General features: G+C 67.5%; 23 protein-coding genes (1 of these 23 cut by a window edge). 16 read left to right on the forward strand and 7 right to left on the reverse strand.

What is annotated here, in order from left to right:
* Window positions 1-1,417: the 3' portion of a M23 family metallopeptidase gene (locus ACCQ16_RS18600; protein ID WP_008571183.1), read on the forward strand. Its footprint begins 2 nt before the window's first position; the window shows 1,417 of its 1,419 coding nt (coding positions 3-1,419); the start codon is cut by the window's left edge — 1 of its three bases falls inside, at window position 1; its stop codon occupies window positions 1,415-1,417.
* Window positions 1,418-1,796: 379 nt separating this feature from the next.
* On the forward strand, window positions 1,797-2,930 hold the full coding sequence (locus ACCQ16_RS18605) for an anhydro-N-acetylmuramic acid kinase (RefSeq protein WP_011348848.1): 1,134 nt from the start codon (window positions 1,797-1,799) through the stop codon (window positions 2,928-2,930).
* 41 nt (window positions 2,931-2,971) lie between these two features.
* On the opposite strand, the gene ACCQ16_RS18610 is transcribed toward ACCQ16_RS18605, so the two are convergent.
* The 3 genes from ACCQ16_RS18610 to ACCQ16_RS18620 all read right to left on the reverse strand — a co-directional run bounded on the left by ACCQ16_RS18610 (window position 2,972) and on the right by ACCQ16_RS18620 (window position 5,673).
* Window positions 2,972-3,199 carry a hypothetical protein gene (locus tag ACCQ16_RS18610; RefSeq protein ID WP_003489057.1) on the reverse strand — a complete coding sequence of 76 codons (228 nt, stop codon included), beginning with the start codon at window positions 3,197-3,199 and terminating at the stop codon, window positions 2,972-2,974.
* Between the two features lie 58 nt (window positions 3,200-3,257).
* Window positions 3,258-4,553 carry an AmpG family muropeptide MFS transporter gene (locus ACCQ16_RS18615; protein WP_011348849.1) on the reverse strand — a complete coding sequence of 432 codons (1,296 nt, stop codon included), beginning with the start codon at window positions 4,551-4,553 and terminating at the stop codon, window positions 3,258-3,260.
* Window positions 4,554-4,872: 319 nt separating this feature from the next.
* The gene (locus ACCQ16_RS18620) at window positions 4,873-5,673 is read right to left on the reverse strand and encodes an exodeoxyribonuclease III (protein WP_014091280.1); all 801 of its coding nucleotides are present in this window, start codon (window positions 5,671-5,673) and stop codon (window positions 4,873-4,875) included.
* A gap of 126 nt (window positions 5,674-5,799) precedes the next feature.
* Here ACCQ16_RS18620 and pyrE point away from each other — a divergent pair, with 126 nt between their 5' ends.
* From pyrE to ACCQ16_RS18665, 9 genes are all read left to right on the forward strand, one after another.
* Window positions 5,800-6,459, forward strand: coding sequence for an orotate phosphoribosyltransferase (gene pyrE / locus ACCQ16_RS18625; protein WP_011348851.1), 660 nt, complete (start codon window positions 5,800-5,802; stop codon window positions 6,457-6,459).
* Window positions 6,460-6,508: 49 nt separating this feature from the next.
* Window positions 6,509-7,159: a hypothetical protein gene (locus ACCQ16_RS18630; RefSeq protein WP_039417898.1), complete on the forward strand. Its 651-nt coding sequence runs from the start codon at window positions 6,509-6,511 to the stop codon at window positions 7,157-7,159.
* Window positions 7,160-7,273: 114 nt separating this feature from the next.
* Entirely contained in the window at window positions 7,274-8,071 is a 798-nt protein-coding gene (locus tag ACCQ16_RS18635) for a ParA family protein (RefSeq protein ID WP_029820813.1), read from the forward strand.
* Window positions 8,071-8,997, forward strand: a complete 927-nt coding sequence (locus tag ACCQ16_RS18640) for a ParB/RepB/Spo0J family partition protein (protein WP_057681271.1) — start codon at window positions 8,071-8,073, stop codon at window positions 8,995-8,997. The genes ACCQ16_RS18635 and ACCQ16_RS18640 overlap by 1 nt, the downstream gene beginning before the upstream one ends.
* Window positions 8,998-9,030: 33 nt before the next feature.
* Window positions 9,031-9,339: a helix-hairpin-helix domain-containing protein gene (locus ACCQ16_RS18645; protein ID WP_008571192.1), complete on the forward strand. Its 309-nt coding sequence runs from the start codon at window positions 9,031-9,033 to the stop codon at window positions 9,337-9,339.
* A 204-nt stretch (window positions 9,340-9,543) separates the two neighbouring features.
* Window positions 9,544-10,509, forward strand: a complete 966-nt coding sequence (locus ACCQ16_RS18650) for an SDR family NAD(P)-dependent oxidoreductase (protein WP_008571193.1) — start codon at window positions 9,544-9,546, stop codon at window positions 10,507-10,509.
* Window positions 10,510-10,860: 351 nt separating this feature from the next.
* Window positions 10,861-11,583, forward strand: a complete 723-nt coding sequence (locus ACCQ16_RS18655) for a glycosyltransferase family 2 protein (RefSeq protein ID WP_008571194.1) — start codon at window positions 10,861-10,863, stop codon at window positions 11,581-11,583.
* A complete protein-coding gene (locus tag ACCQ16_RS18660) occupies window positions 11,583-11,924 on the forward strand; it encodes a lipid-A-disaccharide synthase N-terminal domain-containing protein (protein ID WP_008571195.1) in 342 nt (113 codons plus the stop codon). The genes ACCQ16_RS18655 and ACCQ16_RS18660 overlap by 1 nt, the downstream gene beginning before the upstream one ends.
* A 379-nt stretch (window positions 11,925-12,303) precedes the next feature.
* Window positions 12,304-12,876: a hypothetical protein gene (locus ACCQ16_RS18665; RefSeq protein ID WP_218502891.1), complete on the forward strand. Its 573-nt coding sequence runs from the start codon at window positions 12,304-12,306 to the stop codon at window positions 12,874-12,876.
* A 106-nt stretch (window positions 12,877-12,982) separates the two neighbouring features.
* On the opposite strand, the gene ACCQ16_RS18670 is transcribed toward ACCQ16_RS18665, so the two are convergent.
* From ACCQ16_RS18670 to coaBC, 3 genes are read right to left on the reverse strand one after another with little or no spacing between them, the layout of a single operon-like run.
* Window positions 12,983-15,328 carry a phosphomannomutase/phosphoglucomutase gene (locus ACCQ16_RS18670; protein ID WP_029820817.1) on the reverse strand — a complete coding sequence of 782 codons (2,346 nt, stop codon included), beginning with the start codon at window positions 15,326-15,328 and terminating at the stop codon, window positions 12,983-12,985.
* A 13-nt stretch (window positions 15,329-15,341) separates the two neighbouring features.
* Window positions 15,342-15,809: a dUTP diphosphatase gene (gene dut / locus ACCQ16_RS18675; protein ID WP_372380075.1), complete on the reverse strand. Its 468-nt coding sequence runs from the start codon at window positions 15,807-15,809 to the stop codon at window positions 15,342-15,344.
* Window positions 15,806-17,080 carry a bifunctional phosphopantothenoylcysteine decarboxylase/phosphopantothenate--cysteine ligase CoaBC gene (gene coaBC / locus ACCQ16_RS18680; RefSeq protein ID WP_029820818.1) on the reverse strand — a complete coding sequence of 425 codons (1,275 nt, stop codon included), beginning with the start codon at window positions 17,078-17,080 and terminating at the stop codon, window positions 15,806-15,808. The genes dut and coaBC overlap by 4 nt, the downstream gene beginning before the upstream one ends.
* A gap of 96 nt (window positions 17,081-17,176) precedes the next feature.
* Here coaBC and radC point away from each other — a divergent pair, with 96 nt between their 5' ends.
* From radC to ACCQ16_RS18705, 5 genes are all read left to right on the forward strand, one after another.
* Window positions 17,177-17,854, forward strand: coding sequence for a RadC family protein (gene radC / locus ACCQ16_RS18685; protein WP_011348857.1), 678 nt, complete (start codon window positions 17,177-17,179; stop codon window positions 17,852-17,854).
* Window positions 17,855-17,941: 87 nt separating this feature from the next.
* Complete coding sequence (argS, locus tag ACCQ16_RS18690; protein ID WP_277573297.1) at window positions 17,942-19,630, forward strand: arginine--tRNA ligase; 1,689 nt, start codon at window positions 17,942-17,944, stop codon at window positions 19,628-19,630.
* A 179-nt stretch (window positions 19,631-19,809) separates the two neighbouring features.
* On the forward strand, window positions 19,810-20,694 hold the full coding sequence (locus tag ACCQ16_RS18695) for an SPOR domain-containing protein (protein ID WP_011348859.1): 885 nt from the start codon (window positions 19,810-19,812) through the stop codon (window positions 20,692-20,694).
* Window positions 20,695-20,700: 6 nt separating this feature from the next.
* Entirely contained in the window at window positions 20,701-21,234 is a 534-nt protein-coding gene (locus ACCQ16_RS18700) for a hypothetical protein (protein WP_011348860.1), read from the forward strand.
* A gap of 38 nt (window positions 21,235-21,272) precedes the next feature.
* Window positions 21,273-22,028 (forward strand): SDR family NAD(P)-dependent oxidoreductase, encoded by a 756-nt coding sequence (locus tag ACCQ16_RS18705; protein ID WP_008572040.1) that lies wholly within the window; start codon window positions 21,273-21,275, stop codon window positions 22,026-22,028.
* A 247-nt stretch (window positions 22,029-22,275) separates the two neighbouring features.
* Here ACCQ16_RS18705 and ACCQ16_RS18710 read toward each other — a convergent pair whose 3' ends face one another.
* Window positions 22,276-23,403 (reverse strand): acyltransferase family protein, encoded by a 1,128-nt coding sequence (locus tag ACCQ16_RS18710; protein ID WP_218505213.1) that lies wholly within the window; start codon window positions 23,401-23,403, stop codon window positions 22,276-22,278.
* Window positions 23,404-23,471 lie beyond the last annotated feature (68 nt).

A 23,471-nucleotide genomic window follows, 5' to 3' on the forward strand; every position in this document is an offset into this window, starting at 1 on the left:
GCAGAACTCAGAGCAGGGCCGTGCACGCAAGCGGCGCTTTCACGAACGCCTCCACGTCCTCCACGACACTGCACTGCATCGCAAGCTCAAGGCGCATCTGCCGGCGGCATTCAATGACCGCTGGACCCGCCGTCACTGGATTCACGCCAGCCTGTTCGCCACCATCGGTGCGCTGGTCGCCACGATCGTGCCGGGTTTTTCCAACGCCATCGACGCACCGCTTTCCAGCCATTCCACGCTGGCATTGCCGTTGCCGCCGCTGGTTCCCAGCCGCAAGCAGCTGGCACCGAGCACCGATTGGGAAATTCTGCAGGTCAAGCCGGGCCAGACCCTGAGTACCTTGTTCGGCGAGCTGGGAATCCCGACCACGGTGATGTACCAGGTGTTGGCGCACCCGGGGACCAAGGAGGCGCTGACCAAGCTGCGTCCGGGTACCGAGATCGCCTTCGACATGCCGACGCCGGGGCAGCTGCGCGCACTGCGCTTCGATCGCGACGACAGTCATCGGGTGGAACTGCGCCTGCTGGGCGACGCCGTGCGCGAGAACGTGACCGAGCGGGCGACGACCACGCGCACGGTAGTGGCCAGCGGAGAGATCAGCAGTTCGTTGTATGCCTCGGCCGGCAAATCCGGACTGTCGCCGGCGGCGGTGGCGATCATGACCGACGAGATCTTCAAGTACGACATCGACTTCGACAAGGATCTGCAGCCCGGCGACCGGTTCAGCGTGGTCATGGATGAAACCTGGCGCGAAGGCGAGCGGATCAGCACCGGCGACATCCTGGCGGCGACGTTCACCACTGGCGGCAAGACCTATACGGGGTTCCGCTTCGAGCGCGCCGGCAAACCGGCCGAGTACTTCGACATCACTGGCCGCCCGCTCAAGAAGAGCTTCATCCGCATGCCGGTGGCCTATAGCCGGATCAGCTCCACCTTCGGTGCGCGCAAGCATCCGGTGCTGGGCACCATGCGCATGCACAAGGGTGTGGACTATGCGGCCGCCTCGGGCACGCCGATCATGGCAGCCGGCGATGCGCGGGTGGTGTTTGTCGGGACCCAGCGCGGTTACGGCAACGTGGTGATCCTGGATCACGGCAAGAACTACAGCACGCTGTACGGGCACATGTCGCGCTTTGGCAAGATCAAGGCCGGGCAACGCATCAACCAGGGCACGGTGATCGGCTATGTTGGCATGACCGGCCTGGCGACCGGCCCGCATCTGCATTACGAATTCCGCGTGGGCGGGCAGCAGCGCAACCCGATGTCGGTGACGATGCCGCCGCCGGAGCCGCTGCAGGGCGCCGAACTGGCGGCGTTCCGCGCGCAGACGGCGCCGGCCATGGCCCGTATCGAGGGCATGGAGAAGCTGATCTACGCCGACGCCGGCAAGCCGGCCAAGGGCAAGTCGCGCAGTTGAGGCCTGCGGCTGGTCACTGCCTCAGCTGCGTTGCGGCTGCGCAGGTGGTGGCGGGCAGGTTCGGCGCTGCCTCCAGCCGTGTCGCCTGGTAGTTGCCGTGCAGCTACGGGTTGCGGCGCACTGCAGGTGTTGAACGCTGCGATGTCCCCATGCGGCACCTGGTCTTGGCTGTCGAGCGACAGCTTCTGAGGCGACTGCAGACCTTGACGATTCCGGAGATGGGTGGGGAATCTCGAGGCATGGGCCATTGTCGCGGCAGCGATTGGCGCGCGTGGCCCGACGATGACGCGCCCGCTGCACGGCTGCCACCGGGGTAAGACCGGTTGACGGACCCGGCCCGGCTGCACAAGCTGGCCGGCCGTGTCTTTCTGGCTTCGGCATGTCTGTCTTCGAACACGTTGACTCCCCCTTGTATCTGGGCCTGATGTCGGGAACCAGCGCCGATGGCATCGATGCCGCGCTGGTGCGCTTTGCCGACGCCACCCACCGCCGCTGCGAATTGGTGGCCGGGACGACGGTGGCGTGGGAGCCGCAACTGCGCGAGACCTTGGTGGCGCTCGGCCAGGGCGCCGAGACGGTGGCCATCGATGCGCTGGGCCAGGTGGACGCGCAGGTGGGGCTGGCATTCGCGGCGGCGGCCAATCGATTGATCGGCGACAGCGGCGTGGAGCGCCGGCAGATTCGTGCGATCGGCTCGCATGGGCAGACCATCCGCCACCGGCCCAACGCCAACCCGGCGTTCACCTGGCAGATTGGCGATGCCAGCCGGATTGCAGAGCACACCGGTATTACCACGGTGGCCGATTTCCGCCGCCGCGATGTGGCCGCCGGTGGCCAGGGCGCGCCACTGATGCCGGCCTTCCATCTGGCCATGCTGGGCGCAGGCGACGAAGACCGCGCGGTGCTCAATCTGGGCGGCATCGGCAACCTGACCTTGATTCCGCGCGATGGCGCGGTGCTGGGATTCGATACCGGCCCGGCCAACGCGTTGCTGGACAGCTGGTGCCAACGCCATCACGGCACGCCGTTCGATGCCGAGGGTGCGTTTGCCGCCAGTGGGCGCGTGGATGCGGTTTTGCTGCAGGCGCTGTTGGCCGATCCGTGGTTTGCGTTGCCGCCGCCCAAGAGTACCGGCCGCGAGCAATTCCATCTGGACTGGGCCGTGCAGGCGATGGGCAGCGCGCGGTTGGATGCTGCCGATGTGCAGGCGACCTTGCTCGAACTCACCGCTGCCAGCGTGGCCGATGCCTTGTTGCGGCTGCAGCCAACCACGCGACGGGTCCTGGTCTGCGGCGGCGGCGTGCGCAACCCGGTGCTGTTGGCGCGACTGGCGGCGCGGCTGCCGGGCATGGTGGTGGAATCCAGCGCGCGATACGGACTGGACCCGGATTACCTGGAGGCGATGGGCTTTGCCTGGCTGGCGGCCGAGCTGCTGGCCGGACGCGCGGCCAACCTGCCCGCGGTGACCGGGGCGGCCGGACCTCGGCTGTTGGGGGCGATCTATCCGGCGTGAGCCCGTTGGCCTGTGCTGGCCGGGATGAAGCTGCGGCAGCGCTAGGGATTATTTCCCGCCGGCAGCGCCTTGAGCGCGGCAATCGCCTCGGCCAGGGCATCGACCTCCGGGTGCTGCAGGCCGCCGGTGACTTCGTATTCGCTGGCGAACAGGCCTTGTTCGAGCAGATGCATGACGGTCTGGTGCTGGGTCCAGCCCCGTGCGACGGAAATGCGGCGAATACGGTCCACCAGCACCGGGTCGATGTCACGCAATACCAGATCGGTCATGCCCTGCCTCGTGCAATGCGCTGCTCCGCGCGCATCATCGGCAACCTTGGCGGACGTTTCAATCCGGCCGCCTGTCGTGCGCCAATAGCCGCGGCCATAGCCAGGCCAGCAGCATTAACGTGGGAATGACGGTCAGGGCGCTGAGGATGAAGAAGGTGCTGTAGGAGGTCGCCTGGACGACGAACCCGGACACGCCACCGGCAAACTTGCCCGGCAGGTTGGCCAGCGAGACCAGCAACGCATACTGGGTTGCGGTGAAGTTGCGGTCGGTCAGCGAGGACATGAAAGCCACCAGCACCGTGGCGGCGAACCCCTGGAAGAGATTATCGGCACTGAGCGCGGCATAGAACGCCCACAGCTTGCCGGGGTTGTGCGCCATCAGCAGGAACGCCAGGTTGGACAAGGCGACCCCCAGCGCGGCCACCAGCAACATGCGCCGGAACCCGAACGCGGCAATTGCCGCGCCGCCAGCGAAGGCGCCGACAATGCCCATCCAGACGCCGAACAGTTTGGAGACGGTGGCGATATCGGCCTTGGTGAAGCCCGAATCCAGATAGAACGGACCGGCCATGACGCCGATCACCTGGTCGGGAAACTTGTACAGGCCCACGAACAGCAGCAGCACGATGCCCAGCGCCAGCCCATTGCTGGAAAAGAAGCTGGAAATCGGTTGCCAGAACGCACCGGCGACGTCCACGCGGCGCACGACCGTCGCCTCGGGCCGGTCGGGCTCGCGGCATAGCAAGGTGGTGACGATCGGCACCAGCATCAGTGCGGCCATGCCGACGTACGCCCACGTCCAGCCGAGGTATTGGGCCATGTACAACGCACCGGCACCGCCCAGGATCAGGCCGATGCGGTAGCCCAGCGTGTAGGTCGCCGCCAACGCGGCCTGCGCGGCATCCGGAGCGATTTCGATGCGGTAGGCATCCACCACCGAGTCCTGGGTCGCGCCCCAGAACGAGGCGAACAACACCCAGCCGACCAACCCCGTAACGCTCAGGTCCGGGCGCGAAAATGCCAGCGCGAACAGGCCGATGGTGACGCCGATCTGCGCCACCAGCAGCCAGGAGCGACGGCGCCCCAGAAACGCGGTGAGCGGAAACGCATAGCGGTCGATCAGCGGCGCCCACAGGAACTTGAGCAGATAGAAGAAGCTGGCCAGGCTGATCAAGCCGATGCTGCCCAGGTCCAGCCCCACATCGCGCAAGCGGGTCGACAAGGTCTGCGAGGCGATCAGCAGGAACGGCAAGCCGCTGCCGAAGCCCAGCAGTGCCATGGTCGCCGCCGATGGCGTGGCGAAGGCGCGCTGGATACCACGCCAGCCCTTATAGCCCGGTGCAGACGTGGTCATGCGTCACTCCGGCGAGCACGAACGCCAGTGGTCGTGGCCGGCGCGGCCCACGGCACCGCTGCATGCAGCCCGCCGCGGAGGGCCGTCATGGCGTCACGCGTCCTGTCTTGAGCGGTCTGTGCAGGACCGTAACGACGCACTCCCGTGCCGAAGCAGAAGGTTGCGAAAGGCATCGGCCGACTGCGTAAGGGCCAATGAGAGCCGCCGCGCGTGCTGCAGTGGCCGAGCTGCCGCCGGATGGCGATGTTGCCGGCGAAGTCTTGGCCCCGTTCTGCAACATGCCGGCGCGCTATGACCGAAACCATAGCCTTGGCCTGCCTCACTGCGCGTAATCCACGATGTACGGCGCGTGGTCGGAGAAGCGCTCTTCGCGGTAGATCGAGCAGGCCTTCAAGGTGTCGCGCAGGCCGGGGGTGACCAGTTGGTAGTCGATGCGCCAACCGACATTGTTGGCGCGCGCCGCGCCACGGTTGCTCCACCAGGTGTAGTCCTGGCCCTGCGGATGCAGTACGCGGTAGCTGTCGACCCAGCCGCGGCCTTCGGCGGGGTTGGCGTCTTCTGGCGCGTCGGCGCACAGGCCGTTGAGCCAATCGCGCTCGGGCGGCAGGCAGCCGGAGTTCTTCTGGTTGGATTTCCAGTTCTTGATGTCCAGCGCCGTGCGCACGATGTTCCAGTCGCCGCACAGCACGTACTGGCGGCCACTGGCCAGCCACTGCTCCAGGATCGGCCGTAGCCATTGCATCACCTGGAACTTGTAGTCCTGGCGCAACTCGCCCGAGGAACCGGAGGGGATGTAGAAGGACACCACGCTGAGGTTGCCGAAGCGCGCTTCGATATAGCGCCCCTCTTCGTCGAACTCCGGCCAGCCCAGCGCGGTGCGCACCTCGTCGGGCTCGTGCCGGCTGTAGATCGCCACGCCGCTATAGCCCTTCTTGGTGCTGGCGTCGCGAAACCAGGCCTTGTAGCCGGTGGGCAGGAAGTCTGGCCCGGCCAGCTGATGCTCCTGGGCCTTGGTTTCCTGCACGCACAGCACGTCGGCGTCCTGGGCGGCGAACCACGCGAAGAAACCCTTGCTGGCGGCCGAGCGCAGGCCGTTGGCGTTGAAACTGATGATGCGCATGGATGAAGAGCCGGGATTCGGGAATGGGGATTGGAGATTCGTCAAAGCGTACCGCATCAGCGGATGCCGCAAGGCGCGACCGGCTATGCTTTCCAATCCCGAATCCCTACTCCCCAATCTCGTCACATGACCGACCACCGCACCCGTTTCCTGCAGCTGGCCCTGGACGCCGATGCCCTGCGCTTTGGCGAGTTCACGCTCAAGTCCGGGCGGCTCAGCCCGTACTTCTTCAATGCCGGGCGCTTCGATTCGGGAGCCAAGACCGCGCAGTTGGCGCAGTGCTATGCCGATGCGATCGATGCGGCCGGGCTGGACTTCGACCTGTTGTTCGGGCCGGCCTACAAGGGCATTCCGTTGGCAACCGCGCTGGCCTGCGCCTACGCGGGGCGCGGACGCGACCTGCCGCTGGCGTTCAACCGCAAGGAAGCCAAGGACCATGGCGAAGGCGGCACCCTGATCGGCGCGCCGCTGGCCGGCCGTAAGGTATTGATCGTCGATGACGTGATCACCGCCGGCACCGCGATCCGCGAGGCGCTGGCCATCATCCGTGCCGCCGGCGGCATGCCGTCGGGGATCGTGGTGGCGCTGGACCGGCAGGAGATCGCGTCCGATCAGGACCGCCGTTCCGCCGCCCAGGCGGTGGCGGCCGAGGCCGGCATCCCGGTGATCGCGGTGGCCAACCTGGGCGACCTGCTTGCTTTTGCGGCAGGAAACGCCGACCTTGTGGGCTTCCAGGAACCGCTGCTGGCCTATCGTGGCCGCTACGGGACCGACACCACAGGCTGACGGCAGGCGACAGGGGGCTGCGATGATGCCAATACACACACGTTCGGCATTGTTCGCCGTTGCGGCGGCTGTCGCTGCGACCTTGATCATGGCGGCGCCAGCCGGCGCGCAAGACAAGCCGGCCGGCAAGAAGCTGTATTGCTGGAACCAGAACGGCGCCCGCGTGTGCAGCGATACGCTGCCCCCGGAGGCGGTGAACCAGGCGCGCGACGAATTCAACGTCAAGAGCGGGATGCGCAGCGCCGAGGTGCAGCGCGCCATGAGCAGCGATGAGCGCGCTGCCGCTGCGGCCAGCGAGCAGCAACGCCAGGCCGATCTGGCCGCCGAGCAGATGCGCCAGCGCACCGACCAGGCGATGCTGATGTCCTATCAGAGCGAGGACGACCTGCGCCGGGTGTTCAAGGAGCGCATCGCCATCGTGGACAACAACATCCATACCGCGCGCTTCAACGTGACCAGCCTGCGCGAGGGGTTGGCCAGCCTGCTGCGCAGCGCCGGCGACCGCGAGCTGGCCGGCCAGGCAGTGGCTGACAAGCTGGCCGGCGACATCCAGCAGCGCCATCGCGATCTGATGGCGCAGTTGCGTCTGCAGATCAGCTTCGAGCAGCAACGGGTGGCGCTGGATGGCGAGATCGCCGACATCCTGCAGCGCTACCGGGCCATGAAGGAGCCACCCGCCGGCACCCCGCCCGCCGGCTGACCGGCGCCTGCGTCATTCCGGCCGTGCGGCGCACCGCCGCGGGCGGCATTTCCCGATCCGACGCCCTGCCCGCATAATGGCCGGTCTTACTCTTTGCCCACGAGGCTCTCCCGCATGGCCCGGATCATCGCCATTGCCAACCAGAAAGGCGGCGTCGGCAAGACCACGACCGCGGTCAATCTGGCGGCCGGCCTGGCGCGCGCGCCCAAGCGTGTGTTGCTGGTGGATCTGGACTCGCAGGGCAACGCCACCATGGGCAGCGGCATCGACAAGCGCGATGTGGCCGCCTCCACCTGCGACCTGTTGCTGGGCGAAAACACCGCCGCGCAGATCCGGGTGACCGCGCCGGAAGGCTTCGACCTGCTGCCAGGCAACATCGACCTGACCGCTGCCGAGATCCAGCTGATGGACCAGGGCGAACGCGAACAGCGGCTCAAGCGCGCCCTGGCGCCGATCCGCGACGAGTACGACTTCATCCTGATCGATTGCCCGCCGGCATTGTCGCTGCTCACGCTCAATGCGCTGACCGCGGCCGATTCGATCATCGTGCCGATGCAGTGCGAGTACTACGCGCTGGAAGGGCTGACCGCGCTGCTGGAAACCATCGAAGCGTTGCGCGCCAACCTCAACCCGACGCTGGAAATCGAAGGCGTGCTGCGCACCATGTTCGACATCCGCAACAACCTGGCCAATGCGGTATCGGCCGAGCTGACCGAGCATTTCGGCGACAAGGTGTTTCGCACCATCGTGCCGCGCAACGTGCGCCTGGCCGAGGCGCCCAGCCATGGCCAGAGCATTGTCGGTTACGACCGCACCTCGCGCGGCGGGGTGGCCTACCTGGGCCTGGCCGGTGAGATCGTGCGCCGCCAGAACGACCGCAACAAGGCCGTCCGGCCCGTGGAGACCGTCTGATGAGCAAGCCGCCGCTGGCAAAGAAGCGTGGCCTGGGCCGTGGCCTGGAAGCGCTGCTGGGGCCCAAGGGCGCGGCCGCCGCCGCACCGGCCGGTGCCGACGAACAGGCCTTGCAGCCCGGCGATACCCTGCGCACCTTGGTGGTGACCCAGCTGCAGCCGGGCAAGTATCAGCCGCGCCGGGAGATGGACGAGGTCAAGCTGGCCGAGCTGGCCGAATCGATCAAGGCGCAAGGCGTGATCCAGCCCATCGTGGCGCGCGAGCTGGCGCCGGGGCAGTTCGAGATCGTGGCCGGCGAACGTCGCTGGCGCGCTTCGCAGCTGGCTGGGCTGACCGAAGTGCCGGTGGTGGTGCGCGAGCTGGACGACCGCACCGTCATCGCGATGGCGCTGATCGAAAACATCCAGCGCGAAGACCTCAACCCGCTGGAAGAAGCGCAGGCGTTGCAGCGGCTGATCGACGAATTTTCGCTGACCCATGCCGAGGCCGCCGGCGCGGTGGGACGCTCGCGTGCGTCGGTCTCCAATCTGCTGCGGTTGCTGGAATTGCCGGTGGCCATTCGCGTGTTGCTGGAAACCCGCCGGCTGGAAATGGGCCACGCGCGCGCGCTGCTCACCCTGGCGCCGGAGCTGGCCAGCAAGCTGGCCCAGGAAGCAGCCGACCAGGGCTGGTCGGTGCGCGAGGTCGAACACCGCGCGCAGCAGTTTGCCGCCGGCAAGGTGCCCGGCTCGCTGCGCAAGGGCAAGCCGGCGCCGGTGGCGCCACAGGCCGATATCGCCTCGCTGGAAACCGAACTGTCCGAGTCGCTGGGCACCAAGGTGGTGTTCAATCACGGCCGCGGCGGCAAGGGCAAGCTGGTGATCCATTACACCGATCTGGACACGCTGGACGGCGTGCTCGAACGCCTGCGCATGCAGCGCAGCTGATCGCTTGCACATCCAACAGGATCTTCGTCGGCCATGAATCCCGCCAAGGTGGACCGCCAGCACCTGCTGCAGCTGACCGACCTGCCCAACGTCGGGCCGGCCTGCGAAAAGGACCTGCGCCTGATCGGCATCCGCGTGCCTGCGCAGCTGCGCGGTCGCGATGCCTACGACATGCACGCACAGCTGTGCCTGCGCACCGGCGTGCTGCACGACCCCTGCGTGATCGATGTGTTCCTGTCGATCGTGCGCTTCATGGACGGCGAGGCGGCGCAGCCGTGGTGGAAGTTCAGCGCCGAGCGCAAGGCCAAGCTTGCCAGCGAAGCGCCGCTCGCGCTGCGGTGAACGAAGACGCGTGGCGCGCTGCAGCCTTGATCTCGAGCACCGCATGCGCGGCGGCCGCGGCAAATCGCGCCTGGCACGCCGCGCACGGCAGGCGCGTTGGCAGCATAGAGATGCCGAACCCGCTCGCAGCGGCGCCTGCAATGCGCCGCGCATGCGCAGCCGGAGCGCCAGCCTTTTGTTTCCGCATTTCCCAGGATCACAGCCATGACCATTCTCGTCACCGGCGCTGCCGGTTTCATCGGTGCCTATACCTGCCGCGCGCTGGCGGCCCGCGGCGAGACGGTGGTGGGGCTGGACAACTACAACAGCTACTACGACCCGCAGCTCAAGCACGACCGGGTGGCGGCGCTGTGCCCCGGCATCGATATCCGCACGCTGGACCTGACCGATCGCGAGGGCCTGGCCGCATTGTTCGATGAGATCCAGCCGACCCGCGTGGTGCATCTGGCTGCGCAGGCGGGCGTGCGGTATTCGCTGGAAAACCCCCACGCCTACGTGGACAGCAACCTGGTTGGCTTCGTCAACATGCTCGAGCTGTGCCGGCACCGCGGTGTGCAGCACCTGGTGTATGCCTCGAGCAGTTCGGTCTACGGCGATTCGGCCACCCCGCCGTTTTCCGAAGACCAGCGCGTGGACCAACCGCGTTCGTTGTATGCGGCAACCAAGGCCGCCAACGAATTGATGGGCTACACCTATGCGCAGCTGTATGGCCTGCGCGCGACCGGACTGCGCTTTTTCACGGTGTACGGGCCGTGGGGCCGGCCGGACATGGCGCCGCTGATCTTCAGCCGTGCGGTGCTGGCGGGGCGGCCGATCGAGGTGTTCAACCACGGCAAGATGCAGCGCGATTTCACTTTCGTCGACGATATCGTGGCCGGTGTGCTGGGCGCGCTGGACACGCCCAGCACCGCGCCGGTGCCGCACCGGGTGTTCAACCTGGGCAACCACACGCCGGTGGAGCTGGAGACCTTCATCGACGTGATTGCGCAGGCCGCAGGCCGTGCAGCCGAGAAGGTCTACCGGCCGATGCAGCCGGGCGACATGATCCGCACCATGGCCGATACGCAGCGTGCGCAGGCGGCCTTCGGGTTCGATCCGGCGACCCCGGTCGAGCGTGGTTTGCCGCAGGTCGTGGAGTGGTGCCGGCAGTATTTCGGCGAGCGCACCTAGCGCTTGGCGGGATTTACGGGGAGGTGCGAAGGCGTCGATGGGCGCACGGAGCGCGGAGGCTGCCATGCGAGCCAGATGCAGGGCCTACCTTCCAGCAGCCGCCCGGGCGTACGACCGCATGGCAGCCACGCAATGCATGGCGATGTGTGCCAGCTGATGCACCGGAAGAGGGCGCGTGATCGGCCCGCTGGCCCACGCCTTCGCAGCCTTGCCACCTCCCCACCGTACGCTACAGGCTGCTTCCAACCGGTCCAATGCGCATAACGCGTGCATGCTTCATGCCTGACTCAGAGAGTCAGGGCACAATGCCCGATCTTTTTCGCTCAGCCTTCATCCGGCTACCCCGCATCCATGAGCCAACCTCAGTTGTCCGTCGTCGTCCCGGTATTCAACGAGCGCGATAACGTCGCCACGCTGGTGGGCGAAATCGTCCGCGCCCTGCGCGGCGTGGTGGCCTTCGAAATCGTGTATGTCGACGACCATTCGCGCGACGACACGCTCGCGGTGCTGCAAGACCTGAAGAGCACCACGCCGGAACTGCGCGTGCTGCATCATGTGACCCAGAGCGGCCAGAGCACGGCGGTGCGCAGCGGGGTGAAGGCCGCGCGCGCCAGCTGGATCGCCACGCTCGATGGCGACGGCCAGAACGACCCGGCCGACATCCCCAAGCTGCTCATCGCGCGCAGCCAGGCCGAGCCGCAGGTGAAGCTGTTCGCCGGCTGGCGGGTCAACCGCCAGGATTCCGGCTCCAAGCGCTGGGCCAGCAAATGGGCCAATGCGATCCGCTCGCGCATGCTGCGCGACAACACGCCCGATACCGGCTGCGGCATCAAGTTGTTCGAGCGCGAGGCGTTCCTGGACCTGCCGTACTTCGACCACATGCATCGTTATTTGCCGGCGTTGATGCAGCGCGCCGGCTGGCGCACGGTGAGCGTGCCGGTCAACCACCGCCACCGCACCGCCGGCGTGTCCAAGTACAACAATCTCAATCGCGCGCTAGTCGGAATCCGCGACCTGCGCGGCGTGGCCTGGCTGATCACCCGCAGCAAGCGCACCGTGGTGCAGGAACGCTGATGGACCCGTCCTTGCTCGACCAACAACTGACCTGGCTGTACTGGACCGGCATCCATGTGACCGGGTGGAAGCTGATCGGCTATGTCGGTGCGCTGATGTTCGGTGGCCGCTGGCTGGTGCAGTTCGTTGCCTCTAAGCGCGCCGGCAAACCGGTGATTCCGCGCCTGTTCTGGTACATGAGCGTGGTCGGTAGCCTGATGACGCTGAGCTATTTCGTGTTTTCGGCCAAGCAGGATTCGGTCGGTGTGCTGCAGAACCTGTTCCCGGCGTTTACCGCGTTTTACAGCCTGTATCTGGATGTGAAGCATCGCGGGTGGAAACGCGACCGGGCCGGTCATTGAGGCGGGGATTCGGGATTCGGGATTCGCATTGCCTGGTCCGGATGGTTGCTGGTGATCGAACGCCGTTGGTGATCCGCGGCGGATCGAGATGATCCCGGTGCGCTGCAAAGCGCGTTGCTGCATCCGATGTTCGGTGATCCATCGTGGTTGGCGATGCATCAGCGTACGCAAGCGATACGGCTGCACTGCATCTCACTGACCAGGTTTTGGGGTGCGATGCAGCGTGATTGATGTGCGCCTACGCGCCTTGACGCCACCTGCGGCATCCACCCCATGCAGCGCAGCTTGCCGGAGGCGTGGCGATAGCGCTGACCGCTGATGCCCGCTTTTCGGACACGCCATTGCGCGCGCGGCCGACGCGATGATGGACTGCCCGCCGATGTTGCCGCTCTCGCGCCGCGGGCAACCTGTGACCATGTCCACTGCGCTCCGTCATCGCCTCCTGTCCACGCCGACGCTTGAAGCCACGTATTGGCATCTGCGGCTGCCCACGCATCAGCGCGTGCCGCTATTCGCCGATTGGCGCTGCGCTCGCGCCGCGGCGGCCAGCCTGGCGCTGCCACGCCATTGGCAAGGTGCGCAGTTGCTGTGCTGGGTGCTGTTGCCTGAGGCGTGGTGCGGGTTGCTGCAGGCACCGAGCAAGGCGGTGTTGCTGCAATTGGCGGCGACGGCGCGACTGAGGACCGCCGATGCAGTCAATCGCGCACGCGGGCGTGGTGGAACGGTGTGGCAGCCGCAGATGCAGGTCTCGGCGCTCCCGCTGCAAAGCGATCATCGACAGTTCGCGCGCACGCTGGTCGCATTGCCCCTGCGGGCGGGCCTGGCCGAGCAGGTGGGCGAGTATCCGTACTGGGACGCAGTCTGGCTATTGACGGACGGTCACGACGCCGCGTCGATCACCACGCACTGCGATCGTGCCGAGCCAACCGGAACAGGCGCAACACACGGTTGATCGCGTACACCGAAGCGAGCCGGATAACGGCCCGCCGCGTCGCCCGCCGGCCCAGCTGCGCTGCCCCTGCCCAGGCAACGCAGCGGACGGTCCGCGCATCCGGCGATCAAAACGCCAATGGATGCTCCGGCAACAACGTCTGCAGTTCGTTGCGGAACAGCGTGCGAATCCGCTGCAATGCGGCCTCGCTGTCGGCTTCGAACCGCAGCACCAGGATCGGCGTTGTATTGGAAGCGCGTACCAGCCCCCAGCCGTCGATGAAGTCCGCGCGCAGCCCGTCGATGGTCGACAGCCGCGCCGATTCGAACGGCGATTCTTCGCCGGTCTGCGCACGCGCGACAAAGCGCGCCACCAGCGCATGCGCATCGCCTTCCACCGGCACCTTGATCTCCGGCGTGGAGACGCTCTCGGGCAGGGCGTCCAGCACGTCGGACGGGGTTTCCTCGCGCTGGGCCAGGATTTCCAGCAGGCGTGCGGCGGCGTAGATGCCGTCGTCAAAGCCGTACCAGCGCTCCTTGAAGAAGAAGTGGCCGCTCATCTCGCCGGCCAGCTCAGCATCGGTCTCGCGCATCTTGGATTTGATCAGCGAATGCCCGGTCTTCCACATCAGCGGACTACCGCCGTTGCGCAACACGTAGTCGGACAGCTTGCCGGTGCACTTCACGTCGTAGATGACCAATGCGCCAGGGTTGCGCTGCAGGACATCGGCAGCGAACAGCATCAGCAGGCGGTCGGGGAACACCATCGCGCCTTCCTTGGTCACCACGCCCAGGCGATCGGCATCGCCATCGAACGCCACGCCGATATCCGCATCGAAACGCTGCACCATCTTCACCAGATCGTTGAGGTTGTGCGGCTCGCTCGGATCAGGGTGATGGTTGGGGAAGGTGCCATCGATGTCGCAGTACAACGGCACCACTTCGGCGCCGATCGCTTCCAGCAGGCGCGGTGCGATCTCACCGGCCACGCCGTTGCCGGCGTCCACCACCACCTTGATCGGGCGATCGAGCTGGACGTCATCGGCGATACGCTGAATGTAGGCATCGCTGATGTCGCGCTGTTCCAGTTCGCCAGGCGTGGCGGCGGTATGCAGGCGACCTTCGTTGATGCGCTGGTGCAGTTCGGCGATGGCGGCGCCGGACAAGGTCTCGCCGCCGATCACGATCTTGAAACCGTTGTAGTCCGGCGGATTGTGGCTGCCGGTGACCGCCACGCAGCTGCCGGCACGCAGCTCGTAGGCGCCGAAGTACACCACCGGCGTCGGTGCCAGGCCGATGTCGGTGACGTTGCAGCCGGCGCGGCGCAGGCCTTCGATCAGGCCGTTGCTCAGCTCCGGCCCGGACAGCCGGCCGTCGCGACCGACCACCACATCGCGCAGTCCCTGCGCCTGCATCACGCTGCCGATGGCCTGGCCCACCAAGGCGGCAACGCCGGGGTTGAGGTCCTTACCGACCACGCCGCGGATGTCGTAGGCACGGAACATCTCGGTGGCGACCTGCACCGCCGGCACCAGCGCTGGCGGTGCCGGCGGTGCCTCGGCGTCCAGCGCGCGTGCCTCGCTGGCAACGCTGGCGTCGTGCTGCAGGCTCTGACTGAAGGTGGGTTCATCGGCGCCGGATTGGTCGGCAACCCGGCGCCGTGGCAAGGCCACCTGACCCCGGCTGGCCAGCACCAGCAGTACCGCAATGATCAGCAGCAATGCCGCCACGATGGCGCAACCGACGGCGCCCAGGCCCAGTGGGCCGCTGTCGCCTTGCGGCACCGCCGCAGCCACGCGCAAGCCGCTGGTCCCAAGCGGCCTGGCCAGCGTTTCGGCCGCATCGGCCAGTGCCATATCGCCCTGCTGGGCCACGTTGTAGCTGCCCTGGCGCACGGCCAGGTAGGCGCTGTCCGGTGCCGCGATTGCATCCAGCGGGCCGGTCAGGCGCAGTAACGGCAACCGCGCATACGCCACCGCCGGCTGCCCGCCAAGGCGCACCGCGGCAGCCACGCCCAGGCGGACTTGTTTGGCCTCGCGTACCACCCGGACCTGCGCCCGGTCGGCCACCTGCGCCGATTCGAGCAGGCTCAGACGCGCGTAACCGAAATCCTTGGGGTTGGCATAGGCCGCGGCAAGGTCGCCAGGCAGCACCTGCACATCCTCGGCGCCCTTGAAGCGCTCGCGGATGGCCGATGCGGCCGCCAGCGCGTCGCCACCGGCCAACGCAGCGATGACCGGCGGCTGCTTGAGCACCGCGTCGAGCTGGCTGGCCTGGGTGGCCATGGCCTGGCCCACGTCCTGCACCGCGCGGTCGCGCGCCTGCTCCAGCCCTTGCGCCACCGCGTCCTGGCGCCATTGCGCATAACTGTTCCAGCCGAACCAGGCAGCCAGCAGCAGCAATATGCCTCCCAACACCGGACCACTCGTACGCACGCTGGACATCCCCTGCCTGCGCTCGTTCGCCTTGCTCATGTAATTTCCCCTGTCAGCGCACGCCGGTGTGGCCGAATCCACCCGCTCCCCGCGCGCTGTCGACGAAAGTATCCACCACTTGCAAGCCCATACGCACGATCGGCAGGATCACCAGCTGCGCGATGCGGTCGCCCGGCTCGATGGTGAAGGCCTCGCGGCCGCGATTCCAGGTGCTGATCAGCAGCGGCCCCTGGTAATCGGCATCGATCAAACCGGTGCCGTTGCCGAGCACGATGCCGTGGCGATGGCCCAACCCCGAGCGCGGCAGGATCACCGCGCACAGCTGCGGGTCGGCCAGATGGATCGCGATACCGCTGGGGATCAGCGCCGCATCGCCCGGCTGCAGCGTCATCGGCGCCTCCAGCGCGGCGCGCAGGTCCATGCCGGCGCTGGATGCGGTGGCATAGGCCGGCAGCGGCCACAGATCGCCGAAGCGCGGGTCGAGCAACTTCACCTGCAAGGACTGGGTTGGGGGGCTCATGCCTGCAATCTCTCCGCGATCAGGGCCAGCAGTTGGTCTGCCAACTCGGTCTTGCTGCTGCTGGGGAACACACGCTCGCCGCCCTGCCAATAGGCCGTGGCTGCGTTGTTGTCGCTTTCGAATCCGCCGCCTTCGATCCCCACCTGGTTGGCGATGATCAGGTCCAGCCGCTTGGCCGCCAGCTTGCCACGGGCGTAATGCTCCACATCGTGCGTTTCGGCAGCAAAACCGACCACCAGTTTCAGCGCCCCGGTCTGTGCGGCGACCTCGGACAGGATGTCCGGGGTGCGTACCAGCTCCAGGGTCAACGTTTCGCCGGTCTTCTTGATCTTCTGCGACACCACCCGCTTGGGGGTGTAGTCGGCCACGGCGGCAGCGCCGATGTAGATGTCGGCCGGGAATGCACCCAGCACCGCGTCGCGCATCTGCGCGGCCGAGCGCACGTCGATGCGCTGCACGCCCTCCGGGGTGGTCTGGTGCACCGGCCCGCTGACCAGCACCACATCGGCACCCTGCCTGGCAGCGGCGGCGGCCAGGGCGTAGCCCATCTTGCCGCTGCTGCGGTTGCCGACGTAGCGCACCGGGTCCAGGTCCTCGAAGGTGGGGCCGGCGCTGATCACGATGCGCAGGCCTTCCAGCTGGGCGCTGCTGGGAATGAACACGGGCGCGGCGACGCTCTTGGCGCCCTCCGGGGCTGCGCTGGCGACCGCCGCGCCGCCGGCCAGCGCCGCAAGGATCGCCGCCGGTTCGGCCAGCCGGCCGGGGCCGGATTCGCCCTCCGCCAGCGGGCCGTCGTCAGGGCCCACCACCGCCACCCCGCGCGCGCGCAGGGTGGCGATGTTGGCCTGGGTGGCCGGATGCAGCCACATGCGGTGGTTCATGGCCGGCGCCACGGTCAGCGGCGCGGTCGTGGCCAGGCACAGCGTGGTGACCAGATCGTCGGCCAGACCATGCGCCAGACGCGCTAGCAGGTCGGCGGTCGCCGGGGCAACGATCACCCGGTCGGCCCAGCGCGCCAGTTCGATGTGGCCCATCGCCTGCTCGGCGGCGCTGTCCCACAGCGTGGTGCGGGTGGGCTGCCCGGACAATGCCTGGAAGCTGAGCGGGGTGACGAATTGTTGCGCACCGCCGGTCATGGCGACCTGCACCTGCGCACCGGCGTCGCGCAGGCGACGGACCAGTTCGAGCGATTTGTAAGCGGCGATGCCTCCGCCGACGCACAGCAGCAAACGCTGTCCGTCCAGGGGGCGGGCCTGAGTGGAGCCGATCACGTCGGAGTCGTCCTACGGTTACAAGGACAACTAGATTAGCCGATGCCTCTGCTTGGCCTGATGGGCGTCGGCGATGAGCACCGGCAATCTCGCCATATGCACATACACGACTGGCCCACCCACGAACGCCCGCGCGAGAAACTTCTGGCGCGCGGGGCCACTGCCTTGTCCGATGCCGAGCTGCTGGCAATCTTCGTCGGCTCCGGCCTGCGCGGCCAGGATGCGGTGCAGACCGCGCGCGATCTGCTGCACCGGCACGGCCCGCTGCGTCTGTTGCTGGACCGCCCGGCCAAGACGCTGGCGCGCCTGCCCGGGCTGGGCCCGGCCTCGGCCTGCAAGCTTGCCGCCGCGATGGAGCTGGCCCAGCGGCACCTGATGAGCGCGCTGGAGCGCGGCGAGGCGCTCAGCGACCCGCCCAGCGTGGGCCGCTACTTCTCGCAGCGGCTGCGCGCGCGGGCCTATGAAGTGTTCGCGGCGCTGTTCCTGGACAACCGCCACCGCGCCATCGCCTTCGAGGAACTGTTCACCGGCACCATCGACGGGGCCGACATCCACCCGCGCGAAGTGGTCCGGCGGGCGCTGCTGCACAACGCGGCGGCGGTGATCGTCGGGCATAACCACCCGTCGGGTAATCCGGAGCCCTCCGAGGCCGACCGCGCGGTCACCAAGCGGCTGCTGGACAGCCTGGAGCTGGTGGATATCCGCCTGCTGGACCATTTCGTCATCGGCGATGGTCGACCGGTGTCGTTCGCCGAGCGCGGCTGGCTGGAATGAGCAGTGGTGCGCTGACCTGAACCATCGGTCGGACCCTGCGCCGCGCGGTCGGGTAAAATCGCTGGTTTGGTTCCAAGCAGATCCCACGTGAAAGCCCTACTCCGCGCACTGATCGGCCAAGGCATTGAAGCCTTGCGCGCCAATGGCACCCTGCCCGCCGACACCCTGCCGCCGGATTTTGTGGTCGAGCGACCCAAGACCCGCGAGCACGGCGACTTCGCCACCAATGCCGCGATGCTGCTGGCCAAGGCTGCTCGCAGCAATCCGCGCGCACTGGCGCAGGCGCTGGTTGCCGCGCTGCCGGCCAGCGACGACGTAGCCAAGGTGGACATCGCCGGTCCGGGCTTCATCAATTTCCATCTGGCCCCCACCGCGTATCAGCGCGAAGTGGCGCATGTGATCAAGCAAGGCCACGACTACGGCCGCGGGCTGGCCGGCAACGGCCGTTCGGTGGGCGTGGAATACGTCTCGGCCAACCCGACCGGCCCGCTGCATGTCGGCCACGGCCGCGCCGCGGCGATCGGCGACAGCCTGGCGCGCGTGCTCGACGCCAACGGCTGGAACGTCAAGCGCGAGTTCTACTACAACGATGCCGGCGTGCAGATCGAGAACCTGGCGCTGTCGGTCCAGGCACGCGCGCAGGGGCTCACCCCCGACAGCGACAGCTGGCCGGAAAACGGCTACCGCGGCGACTACATCGCCGATGTGGCCAGTGCCTACCTGGCCGGCGACACCGTCGACCTGGAAGGCCATCTGGTCACCGGCACCAAGGACCCAGCCGATCTCGAATCGATCCGTCGCTTCGCGGTGGCGTACCTGCGTAACGAGCAAAACCACGACCTGGCCGCGTTCCGGGTCGATTTCGACATCTACTTCCTGGAAAGCTCGCTGTACAAGGACGGCAAGGTCGAAGAAGCGGTGCAGAAGCTGATCGCCTCCGGCCATACCTACGAAGAAGGCGGCGCGCTGTGGCTGAAGTCCACCGACTTCGGCGACGACAAGGACCGCGTCATGCGCAAGTCCGACGGCACCTACACCTACTTCGTGCCGGACGTGGCCTATCACCTGACCAAGTGGCAACGCGGCTACGAGCGCGCCATCACCGAACTGGGCGCCGACCACCACGGCTCGCTGACGCGCGTGCGCGCCGGCCTGCAGGCGATGGAACTGGGCATCCCGCAAGGCTGGCCGGAATACGTGCTGCACCAGATGGTCACGGTGATGCGCGGCGGCGAGGAAGTGAAGCTGTCCAAGCGCGCCGGCAGCTACGTCACCCTGCGCGACCTGATCGAAGAAACCAGCGCCGATGCGGTGCGCTGGTTCCTGATCGCGCGCAAGCCCGATTCGCAGCTGACCTTCGATATCGACCTGGCGCGCGCGCAAAGCAACGACAACCCCGTGTTCTACGTGCAGTACGCGCATGCGCGGGTGTGCAGCGTGCTGCGCCAGGCGCAGGAAAAGGGCTACAAGTACGACCAGGCCCACGGCCTGGCCGAGCTCGCATGCCTGGACGACGAACACTCGCTGGCGGTGATGCTGGAGCTGTCGCGTTACCCGGAAGTGGTGGAAATCGCCGGCCAGGCGCTGGAGCCGTACCAGATCGCGCAATACCTGCGTGAATTGGCGCACGCCTTCCACACGTGGTATCACAACAGCAAGGTGCTGGTGGACGATGCCGCCGAGCGCGACGCCAAGCTCACCCTGGCGGTCGCCACCCAACAGGTGCTGGCCAATGGCCTGGAACTGCTCGGCGTCAGCGCTCCGGAAAAGATGTAGACAGGCGGCAGCTCCCGGGTGCCGGCGCAAGCAGCGGCGCAGCGCGTGGCACTGCGGCAGGCGCCGGCCTGCCACCTCGGGCGCCGATGGCGCTCACCGGGCAATCAGCGCAGCGGCGCGCATTGCCACAGCAAGCCGGGCCAGCGGGCCCGCAACGACACGATTCGGAGAAGTGGTAGATGGCAGCACGACGCGGTAAGAGTCAGGCCCGGCGCAACACCAGCAATGGCACCCCCGGTTGGGTGTGGCTGGTGGCTGGCGCCGCGATTGCGGCAGTGATCTTCCTGGCCGCACCCAACCTGTTCAAGAAGGACGGCGACGGTTTCCTGCGCGTGGGCCCGCGTGCCAATCCGGATGCGCAGCCCGAGCCGGTGGCCGATGCCGACGTGGACACGCCGGCCGAACTGCCCAAGCCCAGCGCGCAGCCGCCCAAGCCGCAGGCCAAACCCGGCGATGCGCAGACCCAGTACGACTTCTACACCTTGCTGCCCGGCAAGGAAGTGCAGATGTCCGATGCCGAACTGGCGGCCAGCGCGCGCGCCGAAGAGGCCGCGCGTGCGCGTGCGGCGCTGGAAGGCAAACCCGTGCCCCCCGCACCCGGCGCCAGCGTGGCAGCCGCCACACCGGCGGCCAGCGTCCCGACGCCGTTGAAGGAAACCGCCGCCAGCGCACCCAAGCCGCTGCCGGAAACCGCACCGGCACGCCCGGCCGCCACGCCGGCTCCGGCCAGCACCGCCGCACTCACCACACCGGCCGCTGCCGCGCCCAAGCCCGCTGCAACCGCCGCCGCTGCAACAGCGCCCGCGGCTGCAGCGCCGGCGGTCGCCGACAACACCCGCTACATCCTGCAGGCCGGCTCGTTCGGCGCCTCCGGCGATGCCGAATCCACCAAGGCCAAGCTGGCGATGATGGGCCTGGCCGCACGCGTGGAATCGGCCGACATCAGCGGCAAGACGGTCTACCGCGTGCGCATGGGGCCCTATGGCAGTGCCAGCGAACTGGCCGAGGCCAAGCAGAAGCTCACCGGCAGTGGCCTGTCCGCCATTGCGATCAAGGCGCAGTAAACGCCCGTGTTGCGACGTAGCGCTGGCGTGTTGCTGGGCGTGCTGGCGTGGGCCGGCCCGGCGCAGGCCACCGATCAACTTCCCGACCTGATCCAGATCGACGGTCAGCAGGCGACGTTGCTGGCCGAACCCTTGTCCGGCCCACTGGACGACCCGGCCACCTGGAAGCGTTTTGTGGCGCACGCAGGCAGCGCGCTGGGCAGCTGCAGCGCCAACTGGCGCGGCTACCGCGCCCACTGGCGCCTGGACGGGCAACAGCTGGTGCTCGACCGCGTGGTCCTGGGCGCCTGTAACGACGCGCCGCCCACGCTGCCGCTGGATGTGCTGTTCCCCGGCCAGGCAGCGCCCGTGCCCGCCGTCTGGGTGGATGGCGAATTGCTCGTCGCGCTGCCCGCCACCGCGACGAGCGCTGCGCACGCACCGGCCCCGTACGTGGTGCTGCAGCTGCGGCGTGGCCAGGTCGTCGCACGCCAGACCCTGACCGAAGAGCGGCTGCGTGCGCGGCATGCCGCAACGGCGAAGCCGCGGCCTGCTCACTGAATCTGGTTCCCGCTCCCCCTGTCCCCCTGGAGTCCCCCATGTCCAAGACCGTCCTGATCACTGGTGCCACCTCCGGATTCGGCAGCGCCGCCGTGCGCCGCTTCGCTGCAGCCGGCTGGAAGGTCATCGCCACCGGCCGGCGCGCCGAACGCCTGCAGGCGCTGGCCGCTGATCTGCCGGCCGGGCAGGTCCACACCGCCGCGTTCGACATGCGCGATGCACACGCATTGTCGGACGCAATCGACGCGCTGCCGCCGGCCTTCGCCGACATCGACGTACTGGTCAACAACGCCGGCCTGGCGCTGGGCACCGCGCCGGCGCAGCAGGCCGACCTGGCGCAGTGGCAGCAGATGATCGACACCAATGTCACCGCCCTGGTCACCCTCACCCACCGCCTGCTGCCGGCGTTGATTGCGCGCCGCGGCGCCATCATCAATATCGCCTCGGTGGCGGCAACCTACCCATACACCGGCGGCAACGTCTACGGCGGTACCAAGGCCTTCGTGCAGCAGTTTTCGCTGGGCCTGCGCTCTGACCTGCACGGCACCGGCGTGCGCGTGACCTCGATCGAACCGGGCATGGCCGAGACCGAATTCACCCTGGTGCGCACCGGCGGCAACCAGGCCGCGTCCGACACGCTGTACCGTGGCGCCACCCCGATGACGGCCGAAGACATCGCCGAACAGATCTTCTATGTCGCCAGCCTGCCGGCGCATTTGAACATCAACCGCCTGGAAATCATGCCGGTGACGCAGTCTTTTGCGGGGTTCCAGGTGGCCCGCGACGCGCAGTGAGGCGTGCACCGAAGCAAGGGCTTAGGCGGTGAGCGTGCAGTGCGCCAGCCGCACCCCCCGCTGCGCCGCGCAAGCCCTACCGAGCATCGAACGAAGCATCGAAAAGCCGCGTACTGCGCGGCTTTTCGTTACATCAGCGCTGCATGGTCGCAGCAACTGCGCAGACCGGTTGCCCGACACCAGGTGCTGCAGCGGCGGCCGCCACGCCGCCACCCGTGCACGCTCGCCGTTCTCCGCAACCATCGCATCACGCACGTTCGGCATCGCGGCGCACGGCTGCGCGCCGCCGCAGCAACGCGCCGCGCAGCTGCAGGAACGGACGTTCCACCACGTAATGCAGCAGCGCACCCGCCGCCAGCGCCACCACGCCATACACTGCAAAGGTCAGGACGCCACGGCCGTCCAGCGTGGCGCCGAGCCAGCCCTGGGTCACATGGAACATCGCCTTGTGGGTCAGATACACGCTGTAGGAAATGGCGGCCAACCAGGCGGCACCCGGCACGCGTAGCCGGCCCAGTGCGCTGTCGGTCGCGGTGCCTGCCAATACCAGCAAGGCCAGCCCCAGCGAAAGCACCGGCCAGCCCACCGCGTTGCCGATCAAACCGGTGCGCTCGCGAAATAGCCACATCGCCAGTACCAGCATGGCCACACCGGCCAGCGCCCAGGTGTTGCCGCGCTGCTGCAGCCATTGCCATGTGCGGGGGCGGAAGACCTTCGTCATTGCCAGCACCACACCGGCCAGCAAACCGTCCAGCCGGTTCCAGGTGGGGTAATAGAGATCTTCGACAAACCAGTTGCGCTGCTGGCCGCTGCCGATCTGATCCAGCGCCGTGTTGTGCAGCCACACGCTAGTGCGCAACGCGATGCCGGCGACCACCACCGCCACGCACACCGCGACCACGCGTGCCGCCGATGGACGCCGCAACAACAACGTGGCCAGCAACGGAAACACCAGATAGAAATGCTCTTCCACACAGAGCGACCATGCGTGCGAGAACGCCGCCTGCTCGGCGTAATCGACGAACAGATTCAAGGTGAAGGTGAGGAACATCCACCATGGCGCCAGCCCGGGCGATTCGCGAAAACCCGGCCATGCCATGTAGATCGCCAACACCACCAAAAACGCCGGCAGGATGCGGAGTGCGCGGCGCAGGTAGAAATCGGCGAAGTCCAGTGGCTTGCCGCGCGACAGCGGGGTCAGCACCTGGGTGCCGATCAAAAAGCCGCTCAGTACGAAGAACAGGTCTACCCCCATCCAGCCGTAGCGCGACAGCCATTCCCAGTCCGGACCCAACCCGCCGACCACGAACGAATGGAACAGCATCACCCAGACGATGGCGATGCCACGCAACAGGTCCAAAGCGGGATAGCGCATGCGGGCCAGATCAACCGAGGGAGCCCGATTGTGCCGCATGCCGGCAGCGCGCAGGGCGTCGCCACCAA

This window comes from Xanthomonas sp. NCPPB 1062 (assembly GCF_041481705.2).
In the GTDB taxonomy this organism is placed as follows: Bacteria; Pseudomonadota; Gammaproteobacteria; order Xanthomonadales; family Xanthomonadaceae; genus Xanthomonas; species Xanthomonas euvesicatoria.

Bases quoted from the DNA above. Each gene is read 5' to 3' on its own strand.
- ACCQ16_RS18705 (WP_008572040.1), top strand. From the start codon at position 21,273: ATGTCCAAGACCGTCCTGATCACTGGTGCCACCTCCGGATTCGGCAGC.
- ACCQ16_RS18610 (WP_003489057.1), bottom strand. From the start codon at position 3,199: ATGACCGATCTGGTATTGCGTGACATCGACCCGGTGCTGGTGGACCGT.
- ACCQ16_RS18665 (WP_218502891.1), top strand. From the start codon at position 12,304: ATGTTGCCGCTCTCGCGCCGCGGGCAACCTGTGACCATGTCCACTGCG.
- pyrE (WP_011348851.1), top strand. From the start codon at position 5,800: ATGACCGACCACCGCACCCGTTTCCTGCAGCTGGCCCTGGACGCCGAT.
- ACCQ16_RS18650 (WP_008571193.1), top strand. From the start codon at position 9,544: ATGACCATTCTCGTCACCGGCGCTGCCGGTTTCATCGGTGCCTATACC.
- radC (WP_011348857.1), top strand. From the start codon at position 17,177: ATGCACATACACGACTGGCCCACCCACGAACGCCCGCGCGAGAAACTT.
- ACCQ16_RS18710 (WP_218505213.1), bottom strand. From the start codon at position 23,403: ATGCGCTATCCCGCTTTGGACCTGTTGCGTGGCATCGCCATCGTCTGG.
- ACCQ16_RS18605 (WP_011348848.1), top strand. From the start codon at position 1,797: ATGTCTGTCTTCGAACACGTTGACTCCCCCTTGTATCTGGGCCTGATG.
- dut (WP_372380075.1), bottom strand. From the start codon at position 15,809: ATGAGCCCCCCAACCCAGTCCTTGCAGGTGAAGTTGCTCGACCCGCGC.
- ACCQ16_RS18615 (WP_011348849.1), bottom strand. From the start codon at position 4,553: ATGACCACGTCTGCACCGGGCTATAAGGGCTGGCGTGGTATCCAGCGC.
- ACCQ16_RS18670 (WP_029820817.1), bottom strand. From the start codon at position 15,328: ATGAGCAAGGCGAACGAGCGCAGGCAGGGGATGTCCAGCGTGCGTACG.
- ACCQ16_RS18620 (WP_014091280.1), bottom strand. From the start codon at position 5,673: ATGCGCATCATCAGTTTCAACGCCAACGGCCTGCGCTCGGCCGCCAGC.
- ACCQ16_RS18645 (WP_008571192.1), top strand. From the start codon at position 9,031: ATGAATCCCGCCAAGGTGGACCGCCAGCACCTGCTGCAGCTGACCGAC.
- ACCQ16_RS18695 (WP_011348859.1), top strand. From the start codon at position 19,810: ATGGCAGCACGACGCGGTAAGAGTCAGGCCCGGCGCAACACCAGCAAT.
- ACCQ16_RS18660 (WP_008571195.1), top strand. From the start codon at position 11,583: ATGGACCCGTCCTTGCTCGACCAACAACTGACCTGGCTGTACTGGACC.
- ACCQ16_RS18640 (WP_057681271.1), top strand. From the start codon at position 8,071: ATGAGCAAGCCGCCGCTGGCAAAGAAGCGTGGCCTGGGCCGTGGCCTG.
- ACCQ16_RS18635 (WP_029820813.1), top strand. From the start codon at position 7,274: ATGGCCCGGATCATCGCCATTGCCAACCAGAAAGGCGGCGTCGGCAAG.
- ACCQ16_RS18655 (WP_008571194.1), top strand. From the start codon at position 10,861: ATGAGCCAACCTCAGTTGTCCGTCGTCGTCCCGGTATTCAACGAGCGC.